11 protein-coding genes are annotated in these 12,937 nt (G+C 54.5%); 10 read left to right on the forward strand and 1 reads right to left on the reverse strand.

Going from position 1 to position 12,937, the window contains the following annotated elements; all coding sequences use genetic code 11:
• Positions 1-203 precede the first annotated feature (203 nt).
• From hutC to NNL38_RS09355, 8 genes are all read left to right on the forward strand, one after another.
• Positions 204-908: a histidine utilization transcriptional repressor HutC gene (gene hutC, locus NNL38_RS09320; RefSeq protein ID WP_255387780.1), complete on the forward strand. Its 705-nt coding sequence runs from the start codon at positions 204-206 to the stop codon at positions 906-908.
• Positions 909-1,390: 482 nt separating this feature from the next.
• Positions 1,391-2,626, forward strand: coding sequence for an imidazolonepropionase (gene hutI / locus NNL38_RS09325; RefSeq protein ID WP_255387781.1), 1,236 nt, complete (start codon positions 1,391-1,393; stop codon positions 2,624-2,626).
• On the forward strand, positions 2,616-3,641 hold the full coding sequence (gene hutG / locus NNL38_RS09330) for a formimidoylglutamase (RefSeq protein ID WP_255387782.1): 1,026 nt from the start codon (positions 2,616-2,618) through the stop codon (positions 3,639-3,641). The genes hutI and hutG overlap by 11 nt, the downstream gene beginning before the upstream one ends.
• A gap of 27 nt (positions 3,642-3,668) precedes the next feature.
• Positions 3,669-5,363 (forward strand): urocanate hydratase, encoded by a 1,695-nt coding sequence (gene hutU / locus NNL38_RS09335; RefSeq protein ID WP_255387783.1) that lies wholly within the window; start codon positions 3,669-3,671, stop codon positions 5,361-5,363.
• 21 nt (positions 5,364-5,384) lie between these two features.
• Positions 5,385-6,917 (forward strand): histidine ammonia-lyase, encoded by a 1,533-nt coding sequence (hutH, locus tag NNL38_RS09340; RefSeq protein ID WP_255387784.1) that lies wholly within the window; start codon positions 5,385-5,387, stop codon positions 6,915-6,917.
• Positions 6,918-7,155: 238 nt separating this feature from the next.
• Positions 7,156-8,031 carry a fructosamine kinase family protein gene (locus NNL38_RS09345; protein ID WP_255387785.1) on the forward strand — a complete coding sequence of 292 codons (876 nt, stop codon included), beginning with the start codon at positions 7,156-7,158 and terminating at the stop codon, positions 8,029-8,031.
• 181 nt (positions 8,032-8,212) lie between these two features.
• Entirely contained in the window at positions 8,213-8,866 is a 654-nt protein-coding gene (hxpB, locus tag NNL38_RS09350) for a hexitol phosphatase HxpB (protein ID WP_255387786.1), read from the forward strand.
• A 419-nt stretch (positions 8,867-9,285) separates the two neighbouring features.
• On the forward strand, positions 9,286-9,489 hold the full coding sequence (locus tag NNL38_RS09355) for a CPXCG motif-containing cysteine-rich protein (RefSeq protein WP_255387787.1): 204 nt from the start codon (positions 9,286-9,288) through the stop codon (positions 9,487-9,489).
• A 72-nt stretch (positions 9,490-9,561) separates the two neighbouring features.
• Here the strand turns inward: NNL38_RS09355 and NNL38_RS09360 are convergent, their stop codons facing one another.
• The gene (locus tag NNL38_RS09360) at positions 9,562-10,170 is read right to left on the reverse strand and encodes a riboflavin synthase subunit alpha (protein WP_255387788.1); all 609 of its coding nucleotides are present in this window, start codon (positions 10,168-10,170) and stop codon (positions 9,562-9,564) included.
• Between the two features lie 210 nt (positions 10,171-10,380).
• Here NNL38_RS09360 and NNL38_RS09365 point away from each other — a divergent pair, with 210 nt between their 5' ends.
• Positions 10,381-11,751 (forward strand): MATE family efflux transporter, encoded by a 1,371-nt coding sequence (locus NNL38_RS09365; protein ID WP_255387789.1) that lies wholly within the window; start codon positions 10,381-10,383, stop codon positions 11,749-11,751.
• Between the two features lie 113 nt (positions 11,752-11,864).
• Positions 11,865-12,914, forward strand: a complete 1,050-nt coding sequence (locus tag NNL38_RS09370; protein WP_255387790.1) for a DUF3080 domain-containing protein — start codon at positions 11,865-11,867, stop codon at positions 12,912-12,914.
• The last annotated feature ends 23 nt before the right edge of the window (positions 12,915-12,937 follow it).

Genomic DNA, 12,937 nt, shown 5'->3' on the forward strand with positions numbered 1-12,937 from the left:
CAAAGACAAAGGTGGACTATAGCAAACGCGGGGAAGATAATGCAAAGTAGAGTGCATCAATTGAATCAGATTGAAGTATTTATCACCACTGACTGCTCCAGCAGGCTTTATTTCCCTGCGTTACCCCAAATACTGTACGGGTAAACTTGAAATCACGCAGAAAAATTGCTTTCATTTGTATAGGCAATTATGGAAAAACAACAATGGCTCAGTCCCCGCGATACTTACAAATCAAACAATATCTCCATGAGAAGATCCAATCCCGGGTCTGGCCGCCGGGTCACCGGATCCCTACTGAAATCGAACTGTCGGAGCAATTTTCTGTCAGTCGGATGACCGCCAACAAAGCGATTCGTGATTTAGTCAAAGACGGGCTACTCGAGCGTACACCGCGACTGGGCACATTTGTTTGCCAGAAAAAGGCAGAATCGCCGCTGATGGCGATCCGCAATATTGCCGAAGAGGTAAAAAACCGCGGCCATCATTATACCAGTGAGGTGATCAGCCAGGCCACCGTGAAAGCGAGTGATGAAATTGCGCTGCAACTGGGGGTCCGCCATGGCACCGATGTTTATTTTACCCAGATTGTCCACTTCGAGAATGACAGCCCTATCCAGTTGGAAGAGCGCTGGGTCAACCCTGACTTTGCCCCGAGTTATATCGAGCAGGACTTTACCCGCCAAACCCCGAATGAATACCTGGTCCAGGCCTGCCCGCTGAGTGACATCGAGCATACGGTCGAAGCCATTCTGCCGGCTAAGCGAATTGCCGATTTACTGAAGATCCGCTCAGGCTCCCCTTGTCTGCTGCTCAACCGCCGAACCTGGAGCAATAAGAACCTGATCAGTACCGCCCTGCTCTACCATCCGGGCGACAAGTACAAACTCAGCTCCCGCAGCAAGGTATAATATACCAATCGTAGTCAATCAGGGATCATCCTAGCTTGTTAAAATGCTCGATAACTGCGTTAGAATTTTTGATTGTAGAATAACTACTGCTCGAAAAATTCTGCCTTGTTCTCAAGAATTTTCCGACGCTATTTCTGCTCACTGATTGACTGTGATTAGTATAGCCTTCCTAAGATAAAGGAGTTCTCCACGGGCTCCTTTTCGTATCAACCACGCTATACACCACCAGATATTTGACATACGCAATCGATATGTCTGCCACCCATGGCAGAGCTGTCTGTTTAATCACCACATCTTTTATCTAGACATTTATAAAAACAGCGTTTAAGTCGCTGATTCTCTCAAACCCGATCCTGCCCAATTGTCAGAATTATCGATTTATTGCCATTTCGATCACATTTTATTTACACAATCTCTTGTGTTCACCCCGAATTTTGACTAATAATTTGTATATACATTAACAACACGCAATATAGGTTCTCATGGATCGCGTACTGACAAATCTCAAACTGGTCACGATGCAGCCGGACAATGGCTACCAGATCATCGACAATGCCATGATTGGTATTCAGGACGGAAAAATTCAATTCGCCGGCCATGCCGATGAACACCCGGACTGCCATGGTCATCCGCAGGTGATTGACTGTCAGGGCGCACTGGTGACACCGGGGCTGATCGACTGCCACACCCACCTGGTGTATGCCGGCAATCGTGCCAATGAGTTTGAGCAGCGCCTCAATGGGGTTCCTTACGAAGCGATCGCCAAGGCCGGCGGCGGAATTCTGTCTACCGTTCGTGCAACGCGCACCGCAACCGAAGATGAACTGTTTGAACTAGCCGTAGCGCGCCTGGCCGGTCTGAAACAGGATGGCGTCACCACGGTCGAGATCAAATCCGGCTATGGCCTGACCCTGGAAGATGAGCTGAAGATGCTGCGTGTCGCCCGCCGAATTGGCAGGGCGTCCGATATCAAAGTCTCGACCACCCTGCTGGCCGCCCATGCCCTGCCGCCGGAATTTGCCGGACGCAGCGACGACTACATCGACTTTGTCTGCCAGAACATCATCCCGGCAGCAGCCAACGAGCAACTGGCCGATGCGGTTGATGTATTCTGCGAGGGCATCGCGTTCAGCCCGGCCCAGTGCCAGCGTGTATTTGAGGCCGCCAAAACCCACGGCCTGCAGATTAAAGGACATACCGAACAACTGTCGAACCTGGGCGGCAGCGCACTGGCTGCCCAAATGGGGGCCACTTCGGTCGATCACATCGAGTTTCTGGACGAAGCCGGGGTAAAAGCACTGGCAACCCACGGGACCGTCGCGACCCTGCTGCCGGGCGCCTTCTATTTCCTGCGGGAAACCCAGTTGCCACCGATTGCGCTGTTACGCCAACACCAGGTGCCGATGGCCCTGGCGACTGATTTCAACCCGGGGACCTCCCCGATTGCCTCGCTGCGCACCATGATGAACATGGGCTGCACCCTGTTCCGCCTGACACCGGAAGAGTGTCTGCGCGGCGTCACCTGCCACGCGGCGCAAGCCCTTGGCCTGCAGGAGAGCCGCGGACAAATCAAACCGGGCATGGATGCGGATCTGGCCCTGTGGCAGGTTGCGACGCCTGCCGAACTGTCTTATCGCCTGGGTGTTCCGGACTTAATGGCGCGTGTCGTCGATGGACATCTGTTTCCAGCTAACGGAGCGTTCAACCATGCCAATTGATATGAGTACCTGGACCGGTCGTACCGATCCGGAAGACGGTGAGCTGGGTCTGCGCTGGCACCAGGTGGTCCAGCCGGCGGATCAAGCCAATGAAGAAGGCATTATGCTACTCGGCTTTGCCTGCGATGAAGGGGTATCCCGCAACAAAGGTCGCACCGGCGCCTACCAGGCACCGCAAGCGATTCGAAAAACGCTGGCGAACCTGGCCTGGCATCACCAAGAGCCGATCTACGACGGTGGTGACATCTGCTGTAACGACGGCAATCTGGAGTTGGCCCAGTACCGGCTGGGTGAAGACGTCTGCCGTGCACTGCGCCAACGCCACAAAGTGATTGTTTTCGGCGGCGGCCACGAAGTTGCCTGGGGAACCTTCCAGGGGATCGGTAATTACCTGCTGCAAAAGCAACAAGCAGGTGCTACGGAAGGCACAGATGCCGAAGCTCCGCCGTCTCGTCCGGCACCACGCGTCGGGATCATTAACTTTGACGCCCACTTCGACCTGCGTAACCCGCCGGCCGGGCAGCAGTCCAATATGGGTAGCTCAGGTACACCGTTCCATCAGGCAGCCCGCTTCTGCCAGCTGCAAAACTGGCCGTTCCGCTATGCCTGTCTGGGCCTGAGCCGGACCAGCAATACCCAGGCGCTGTACGACAAGGCCGACCGTCTGGGGGTGCTGTACAAGGATGATACCGAGCTGACCCATCAGCACCTTGAGCAGACGTTGAATGAATTACAAGCGTTTATTGATCAGTGCGATCATCTTTACCTGACCATTGATCTGGACGTATTTCCCGCCGCTGTTGCCCCCGGGGTCAGTGCCCCGGCCGCGCGCGGCGTTCCATTCGATATCGTCGAGCAGTTACTCGAGCCCATTCTGGCAGCGAAAAACCAGGCGGGTGAATCCAAGATCCTGGTCGCCGACCTGGCCGAGTACAACCCGCGATTCGATATTGATAACCACACAGCACGGCTGGCCGCACGGTTAGCCTGGACTATCGCCCGTGCCATCCGATAACAATACAGGCACTGCAAGGAGAGCCAAATGACACAATCTACGACTCAACAAAACCCACGTTTAGATGAAACTCGGACCATCAAAGCGCCGACCGGTACCCAGCTCAATGCCAAGTCATGGCTGACGGAAGCCCCACTACGGATGCTGATGAACAACCTGCACCCGGATGTTGCGGAGCACCCGCACTCTCTGGTGGTTTACGGCGGCATTGGCCGTGCGGCACGAAACTGGGAATGCTACGACAAGATTGTTGAGGTTCTGAAACGCCTGGAAGAAGATGAAACCCTGATGGTTCAGTCCGGTAAGCCGGTCGGCGTCTTTAAGACCCACGCCAATGCGCCGCGCGTGCTGATCGCCAACTCCAACCTGGTGCCGCACTGGGCCAACTGGGAACACTTTAACGAGCTGGATAAAAAAGGCCTGATGATGTACGGCCAGATGACGGCCGGAAGCTGGATTTACATCGGCTCACAGGGCATCGTCCAGGGCACCTACGAAACCTTTGTCGCGATGGCCAAGACTCACTTCAACGGCGACGCGTCAGGCCGCTGGATCCTGACCGGCGGCTTGGGCGGCATGGGTGGTGCTCAGCCACTGGCTGCGACCATGGCTGGCTTCTCGATGATTGCGGTCGAATGTGATGAGAGCCGTATCGACTACCGCCTGCGCACCGGCTACGTCGACTGTAAAGCCACCTCGCTGGATGAAGCGCTGGCCATTGTCGAAGAAGCCAAGCAAACCGGCAAACCGGTTTCTGTCGGCCTGCTGGGCAACGCCGCCGATATCTATCCGGAAATTGTTCGCCGCGGCATTGTACCGGACGGCACTACGGATCAGACTTCAGCTCACGACCCGCTCAATGGCTACCTGCCACAAGGCTGGAGCATGGAATACGCCGCTGAAATGCGTCTGAAAGACGAAGCGGCTGTGGTGAAAGCGGCGAAAGCCTCCATGGCAGTTCAGGTTCAGGCGATGCTGGATCTGCAAAAAGCCGGCTCGGCAACCGTGGACTACGGCAACAACATCCGCCAGATGGCACTGGAAGAAGGTGTTGAAAACGCATTCGACTTCCCTGGCTTCGTTCCGGCTTACATCCGTCCGCTGTTCTGTGAAGGTGTCGGTCCGTTCCGTTGGGCTGCTCTGTCCGGCGATCCGGAAGATATCTACAAAACGGATCAGAAAGTGAAAGAGCTGATCCCGGACAACCCGCACCTGCACAACTGGCTGGACATGGCGCGCGAGCGCATTCAGTTCCAGGGCCTGCCGGCGCGTATCTGCTGGGTGGGTCTGAAAGATCGTGCCCGCCTGGGGAAAGCCTTCAACGAAATGGTGAAAAATGGTGAGCTGAAAGCACCAATTGTCATCGGTCGTGACCACCTGGACTCCGGCTCTGTTGCCAGCCCGAACCGTGAAACCGAAGGCATGATGGACGGCTCCGATACGGTTTCCGACTGGCCGCTGCTGAACGCCCTGCTGAACACCGCATCCGGTGCCACCTGGGTATCGCTGCACCACGGCGGTGGTGTCGGCATGGGCTTCTCACAGCACTCTGGTATGGTTGTGGTCTGTGACGGCTCTGATGAAGCCGGTGAGCGTGTCGGTCGCGTGCTGCGCAACGACCCGGCCACAGGCGTCATGCGCCATGCTGATGCCGGTTACGATATTGCGATTAACTGCGCCAAAGAGCAGGGTCTGGACCTGCCAATGATCACCACCAAATAACGATTGCGGAAAGGACGTTGTATGTACCATTTAGAAATCAATCCGGGCCAGCTGTCACTGAAACAACTGCGTGAAGTGAGCCGCCAGACCGTTGCACTGTCGCTCAATGAGGCAGCCCTGGAAGATATGCTGGCCAGTACCGCTGCGGTAGAGCGGATCATCGCAGAAGATCGCGTCGTTTACGGCATCAACACCGGGTTTGGCCTGCTGGCCAACACCCGAATTGCCGTCGAGGATCTGGAAACCCTGCAGCGCAGTATCGTGCTCTCCCATGCCGCCGGGATCGGCGAGTTCATGGATGACGCCACCGTGCGCCTGATGATGGTGCTGAAAATTAACAGCTTGTCGCGCGGCTTCTCCGGGATCCGTCCGCTGGTGGTCAATGCCTTAATCCAACTTGTAAACGCCGAAGTCTACCCGTGCATTCCGAAAAAAGGCTCAGTCGGGGCGTCCGGCGACCTGGCACCGCTGGCGCACATGAGCACCGTGCTGCTAGGCGAAGGCCAGGCACGCCACAAAGGTGAAATCCTAAGTGGCGCCGAAGCACTGAAAATTGCCGGCCTGGAGCCCATCACCCTGGCACCGAAAGAAGGTCTGGCGCTGCTGAACGGCACCCAGGCGTCGACAGCGTTTGCCCTGGAAGGCCTGTTTGCCGCGGAAGATCTGTATGCAGCAGGCACTGTGTGCGGCTCGATGTCTGTTGATGCCGCACTGGGAAGCCGCCGTCCGTTTGACCCGCGTATCCACCGCGTGCGTGGCCATCGCAGCCAAATTGACGCCGCCGCCGCGTACCGCCACATGCTGGATAAAGAAAGTGAGATCGGTCTGTCTCATCAGCAGTGTGAAAAGGTGCAGGACCCTTACTCCCTGCGCTGCCAGCCACAGGTCATGGGCGCCTGCCTGCAGCAAATCCGCCACGCCGCGGATATTCTGGAAGTCGAAGCCAACTCGGTCTCCGACAACCCGCTAGTGTTTGCCGAAGATGATGACATCATTTCCGGCGGTAACTTCCACGCCGAGCCGGTCGCCATGGCTGCCGATAACCTGGCGCTGGCAATTGCCGAAATCGGCAGCCTGTCGGAGCGCCGCATGGCCCTGCTGATCGACAGCGCGCTGAGCAAGTTGCCACCCTTCCTGGTCGATAACGGCGGCGTCAACTCCGGCTTTATGATTGCCCAGGTCACCTCTGCTGCCTTGGCCAGTGAAAACAAAACCCTGGCGCACCCGGCTTCGGTTGACAGTCTGCCGACTTCGGCGAACCAGGAAGACCACGTGTCTATGGCAACTTTTGCCGGTCGTCGTCTTACGGACATGGCCGAGAACACCCGCGGTATTCTGGCGGTTGAGCTGCTGGCCACCGCGCAAGGCCTGGACTTCCGCAGCCCGAACAAAAGTTCGGCTCGGATTGAGGAAGCCAAAGCGCAACTGCGTGAACGTGTCAGCTTCTACGATAAAGACCGCTACTTTGCGCCAGATATCGAAAAAGCCAACCAGTTACTGCAGGAAGCCAGCTTTAATGCCCTGATGCCGGCGCAGCTGCTGCCAAGCCTGTAAGTCATTACACGATACATCCCTCCCCAAAGCCGGAATAATTTCCGGCTTTTTTCATGGTTTTGTCATTCACTCAAGCCACCATTCCGGCCAGCTTTGGCTATGCTTGGGAGGAGCAGATCAGAAGTCAATGCGCTAAAACCTTGATGAACGCACAGTAAATCGTTCAACAATTAGTCTAGGATACTGAAAGAACAGGTAACTTCTGACTGTAATATCTGGGTTCGCCTTGGAGGGTGCTATGTGGCAAGCAATATCTCACCAGCTTTCTGATGTTTTGGGGAAACCTTTCAAAATCACCGAAAAGGAGCCGGTAGAAGGCGGTGACGTCAATGATTGCTACTGTATCGGCGATGGCAATGACCGCTTTTTTGTCAAACTCAATGACCGTGAGCAACTGGTCACCTTCGAAGCCGAAGCCGAAAACCTGCGCATTCTTCAGGAAGCCGGGTGCATCCAGGTCCCGGAGGTCCAACACCTGGGCATTTCACGCGACCATGCCTTTCTGATCTTAAACTTCCTGCCGACCAAAGTGCTCGATGACACCAACGCCTATACCCTGGGGCAGGACTTAGCGCGGCTACATGCCTGGGGCGATCAGGCCGAGTACGGCTTTGACCTGGATAATTTTATCGGCCTGACGCCACAACCGAACAAGTGGCGCCGTCGCTGGTGCCGCTTCTTTGCCGAGCAGCGCATTGCCTGGCAACTCCAGCTCTGCCTGGAGAAAGGCATCGATTTCGGCAATATCGACACCATCACCAGCCGGGTCATTGAACTGCTCATGAACCACCAGCCCAAGCCTTCCCTGCTCCATGGCGACCTCTGGCATGGCAATACTGCCGTCACGGTCACCGGCCCGATCATTTTCGATCCTGCCAGCTACTGGGGAGATCGGGAGTGCGATCTGGCAATGACCGAGCTGTTTGGCGGCTTCCCGCCCCGTTTCTATGAGGGCTACCACTCAATTTGGCCCCTGGATGAAGGTTACCAGCAGCGCAAAGAGCTGTATAACCTGTACCACATCCTCAACCACTGTAATTTGTTCGGGGGCAGCTATATTGCCAAAGCCGAGCACCTGATCGAAAAGCTCGGGCTGCTGGCTGATCCCGTCTAATCCCACATCCCCGTGGTCCTCAATTGATCGGCATCATTCCAACCGCCAATCAATTGAGGTGTCCCGACACATGCCATGACGTTATCCACATTCATATGTTATCTTCGGGCTTTCTAACAAGTCAGAACGTGCGGATCGTCACGAACGGTTTGCCGTTAGTCGTGAATTATGAGAGACGTACATGTTACAAGCTGCTGTGTTTGATATGGATGGCCTGCTGGTCGACTCTGAACCTTTCTGGCAACGTGCTCAAGTGGAAGTGCTGACTTCGCTTGGGGTACAGATCGCGCAGGAAGATACCCGGGAAACCACCGGGCTGCGCATTGATCAGGTGGTCGAATTCTGGTTTGCCAAACAGCCCTGGCAGGGCCAGGGCTGCGCCGCCGTGACGGAGTCTATCGTCTGCCGGGTTGAAGCCCTGATCCGCGAGCACAAACCCATGCTGCCGGGCGTACTGGAAGCAATTCAGGTTTGCGAGCAGGCCGGCTTAAAAATCGGCCTGGCTTCCTCTTCTCCGATGCGCTTGATCCAGTCCACGCTACAGGCCTTGTCTCTCGAAGATAAATTCGGTGCCGTCCTGTCTGCCGAACATCTGCGCTACGGCAAACCGCATCCGGAAGTCTATATCAATGCCGCCGACGCCCTGGGCGTTCCGCCTCAGGCCTGCGTTGCCTTTGAAGATTCCGTCAACGGCCTGCTGGCTGCAAAAGCAGCCCAAATGAAAGGGATCGCCGTGCCTGAAGCACACTTTGCAGAAGACGCCCGCTGGGCGATTGCTGACCACAAACTTCGCTCGTTAAACGAAGTAAGTACCAGCTTGATCACCGCGCTGTAAGCGAGTTTTTCACAGCGATAAGAGGTGAAAGTCAATCACTTATTTTCACCTCTCATTTTTGATCTCTATGCGCGGCAAGATGTGCCTAATTTGACTTTTTATCGATTGAGACCGCTCGAATAAAATCCTAAATTTCCAGCGCTATATACTTCGTATCAGACTCTTTTCTCGTGATTTATTCCAAACTGCCCCATCAATCAAACTTTGTGGTTAATTTACGGCAGAAACCAACACAAAACGCTACAGTTTAATCAACGGAGGATATCCTGCCGTCTGAAATCAGCTTGATAAAAAAGAAATATTTCAGCTCGACACCGAAGTATCCAGCCATTCGATTTGAGATTGACCGTACCAACACAGATCGATTGCAGGAATGGAATCCGGCTTGACGTGCTCAGCACTTCTTCAGGAGTACAGCAATGAAAAACATTACAGAACAAGGCGTTATTTGCCCGCATTGCGGACACAATATTCGTATCACCCTGGATGCCAGTGGCGGCAGCCAGGAATTTTACGACGACTGTCCGGCGTGTTGCCACGCCATTCATCTGACCATGGAAGTGGACGACTTACATCGCACCATCAACCTGTTTGTTGATGCGGACGACGAACAAATCTTCTGAGCCTGCGATGTGATACCGAAGGCTCAGAGCGCAGGCTTGATCAGCACCTCAGCAAGCGCCTCTGGCCTCTGATTAAGACCGGGCCGCCAGGACGCGCTCGACGGTATCGACGATCGCCTGGGTCTGCGGGTCGATTTCGATATTGACCCGATCACCGGCCTGCCGCTGGCCGAACAATGTCCGATTCAGGGTTTCCGGGATCAAATGAACACAGAACTGATACTCGGTCACCTCACCGATGGTCAGCGAGCAACCGTCAATCCCGATATAGCCTTTTCGCAACACATACTTGCTATAGTTTTGCGGCAGATTAAACCAGAGAGTGCAATTATTCGGCGTGGTGATCACCTCACTGATTTCGGTCGCAAAATTCACATGACCAGACATCGAGTGCCCGCCAATTTCATCGCCAAACTTCGCTGCACGCTCAATATTGACATGATCCCCGACCTTCACCAGGCCTAGGTTGGTCACTTTGAGCGTCTCCTGCATCAAATCAAAGGCAACACGATCACCGTCGATTTCTGTCACGGTCAGACAGCAGCCATTATGGGAAACCGAAGCGCCGATTTCCAAGCCGGCCAGCAAGGCTTGCGGCAAGCGGATCACATGGGTCTGAAACTGATCTTTTTTAACGATGTCAACAACTTCTGCTGTTCCCTGAACAATCCCGGTAAACATACATACTCCAGAAGAAAACCCGGTACCCGGCTCACGAATACCCATTGAAACTGCTATCCTAGCACAGCTTGGCCGGTATCCCGGGCGATCGCAATTGAGATCCCAACCAGCACGGTGCTTTTTTAGACATTAACAATTGTGTCACGTTATTATCGCGCTATAATTCACCGCTCAGCACATTTGTATTACCTTTCTTCTGGAGCATCTTCCGTGCAAAACTATTGGCGAGAAACACGTCATCTATTGAAATTAGCCATCCCGGTTCTGATCGCATCCGTTGCCCAGACTGCTATGGGATTTGTCGATACCGTGATGGCTGGCGGCGTCAGTGCCACCGATATGGCAGCCGTTTCCGTGGCTTCAAGTATCTGGTTGCCGGCGATTTTGTTCGGCGTCGGCCTGTTAATCGCTCTAGTGCCAATCGTTGCTCAGCTCAACGGCTCAGGCAAAAAGGAAAAAATCCCGTTCGAAGTGCAGCACGGATTTGTTCTCTCAGCACTGGTTTCCGTTCCGATTATTCTGGTGCTCTACAATGCCGGCATGCTGATTGATCTGATGGACGTCGAACCGGTTCTGGCCGAGAAAACCATCGGCTATCTCCACGCCGTGCTCTATGCCGTGCCTGGTTTATTGTTTTTCCAAACCCTGAAAAGCTTCTCCGAAGGCTTATCTTTGACCATCCCCGGGATGGTGATCGGCTTTATCGGTCTGGCGGCGAACATCCCACTGAACTGGATCTTTGTCTACGGTAAATTCGGCGCCCCTGAAATGGGCGGCGTCGGCTGCGGGGTGGCGACCGCCATTGTCTACTGGCTGATGTTTATCGCCATGCTGATCTATGTGTTTATCAATAAACGTTTAAAGCAGGCCGGTCTGTTTACCACCCTGTACCAACCGCAGCCGAAGGCTGTCTTACGCCTGTTCAGGCTGGGATTCCCGGTGGCGGCATCGCTGTTTTTCGAAGTCTCGTTATTTGCTGCGATTGCCCTGCTGATCTCACCACTGGGCTCTATTGTGGTCGCCGCTCATCAGGTCGCAATCAACTTCTCGTCGCTGGTCTTTATGCTGCCAATGAGCCTGGGGGCAGCACTAAGTATCCGGGTCGGCTTCCTGATGGGCAAAGAAGAGATTGATGAAGCCCGGATTGCCAGCCACAGCGGTATTCTTGTGTCGATCGCGATGTCGCTGATCACTGCAGCGTTGACCATTCTCTTCCGTGAAGAGATCGCTTTGCTGTATACAGACAACCCGGATGTTGTTTTACTGGCCGGTCAATTGCTGTTCCTGGCCGCGGTGTACCAGTGTAGCGATGCGGTTCAGGTCGTCGCTGCCGGGGCACTGCGTGGCTATAAAGATATGCAGGCAATTTTCAGCCGGACCTTTATTGCCTACTGGATTTTGGGCCTGCCATCCGGATACATCCTCGGCATGACAGACTGGGTCGTCGCGCCAATGGGACCTCACGGCTTCTGGTACGGCAACATTATCGGCCTGACCTCTGCTGCCATCATGTTGGCAGTGCGGATGCATTGGGTCCACCGTCAGGATAACCATTTCCAATTAGCCATGTCGCTGCGCTGAGCCCAGACAAAGGCTAATAATTCAAACAACAAGGCGGCCACGGTCGCCTTTTCTTTTTGTCGTAAAGTTAACCATAATAGAAAAAGCCATAATAAAAAACATAGGCTTACGTGATGTCAAAATACCCTGCGATTTCTAAGTTGCTACCGCTACTACTTTGCTTCCCCCTCTTTGGGTGTGAGCGCAATGGCACAGAAGCGCACTTCGAGACCTATCATCAACGCCTGGCCAATGTACTCGAGGCGCCGGCCGGTGCAGCGCCGGAGACCCAACTTCCACCTCTGCCAGATATTCGTGTGCTGATGTTGCCCATTGAGGAGATCCGAATCGGCTTGCTGGATGCGTATGAACTCAGAGAATGCGGCCTGTTCCAGCTCATTGCGGAGCGCAACTCAACGCTGGGGAGACTACAGGACAAAACCCGGCAAATGCGCTATGAGCTACTGTTTATGGACGGGCTGGAATACTGCCTCAGCACCTTACCGGAGGACTCAGACCTGTTGCCGCAATTAGAACAATTTCACCGCTTGAAACGCCACCAGTTGTCGCGTTATTTATGGAATATGCTGACCACCGGTGAAGAGTGGCGCCGGCAATTCAATCTTTTCACGCACGCTTTTCCACTGAATGCCTTTCCCGGCGCCGCAGAGAACCTGGAAGCGATGCGCTACCTGCAATACATTCACCAGCTTATTGTCCGGGGGGAAACGCTGCCGCCTAACCAAGCCGAAGGCTTGCTCCATCATCAGGAGGCCATTCATACCTTTCGCTATTTCGGCCAGCTCGTCTATTCCATGGCCCGGGCAAGCGAGTGGCTCACCACGACCACCCAACTGCTGGAAGCTCATGAATCTTCAGTGATATGCGAGACAAACCGAAATCAGCAACAAGCAGAGTACCTGAGTAATGTGTTCTATCGCTTTTATGCCGCCGATTTGCAACCTTATCTTGCCGAGCTCGACAGCCAGTACCAGCAAATTCAAGGGTCCCTGCTCGATTTACTGGAGCCACCGCAGGAACTCAGCACCCAGTTTTCCCCGTATTATCAGTACTACGTTGCCGGACAGCTGTACCAGGAATATCGCCAGGCCATCCTCAATCATGTTCGATTCTGGCAGCGCACCTTCAAGCGTTGCAACATCAAAGTCGGCCTGCAACACTGAGCAAGAGAGATTCACATCGACCC

The organism is Photobacterium atrarenae (genome assembly GCF_024380015.1).
Taxonomy (GTDB): Bacteria; Pseudomonadota; Gammaproteobacteria; order Enterobacterales; family Vibrionaceae; genus Photobacterium; species Photobacterium atrarenae.